Source organism: Halohasta sp. A2 (genome assembly GCF_056175805.1).
Genome location: NZ_JAQFWV010000172.1, coordinates 1 through 1008, shown reverse-complemented (window position 1 = coordinate 1008; position 1008 = coordinate 1). Strand labels below are relative to the sequence as shown.

Here is a 1008-nt window from a genome sequence, read left to right as displayed (position 1 = left end):
GCGGATCACGGAATCTATCGATTCCGTTGATCCGTGACTCCCCAGCGACACAGTAGTTCAGCACTGGTGAACGATCTATGAGACTGCTACGAAATCGTCTCGGCATGGAACTGCTATCCAACTACCTGTTTTATATAACGTATTCTAAAAATAGTCTACCTGACAGTGTCTAGTTAGTGACCTTCTCTGCTGCCGTTTGATCACCTAACGCTTGATGCGGTCGTTGGCGGTTATAATAATTTACGAACTACAAACATCAGCAGCGAACGCTTGACGGACTGCCCACCCACGAATTATGGAAACGGTTGATTCTCAGTTAAGCGTCTGAAACCATTATTCGGTCATGTTTCGGTCTATATAACACGCCGGCCGCTGAGGCCCAATCGAGCAAGGGCAGTCTGATAGCCGAAGCCATCACGAGAAACACGGCCTCGGAGAGGTTGTGTTTCTCGGAGAGTCCATGCAGAAACGCAGCAGCTGGATCGGAACCGTGAGATTCGAACAGGTCGACACCCAGAATCAACTTGGTTTCGAGGTCTATTGCAGCATACAACCAAGACCACTCTCCATTGACTTTGACAGCAGTTTCGTCTACTGCGACCCGCTTCGTCTACGCCTCAGGCGGGTCGGGAACGCTGTTAGCTACCCGATGTACTCACTGAAGGATTGCCTGATGAGAGTGTTATACGCCGAATAATCGCAAAATTGCTTGTGTTTCTCTGAGTGAACAACCGGTCGCGTGGAGTCGGACGGCCAACATCTTTAGAGCGTTGGCCGTCCGCTCTCGCTCTCAACATTCAAAATTTGCCGTATCCAACGTCTCTCTGAGAAGTTCCGGTGAAAGCATAGACAACTCAAACCACGAACAAATCACTTCTCAAACTAGCACTACTTCTGGGGTTTAGCCTGGAGCCAAGGAGATCTGGGGAGAAACATCGACGAGGTCGGTGCAACTTGTCGGGATCTGCTCAGGTTTGACGAAACTTCAGCTGAGATTCGACGCTCCAA

General features: G+C 49.8%; 1 pseudogene. It reads right to left on the bottom strand.

Features of this window, described 5'->3' with window-relative positions:
* Positions 1-169: 169 nt before the first annotated feature.
* A pseudogene (locus tag O2S87_RS18630) lies at positions 170-847 on the bottom strand (IS6 family transposase).
* Between the last annotated feature and the right edge of the window lie 161 nt (positions 848-1008).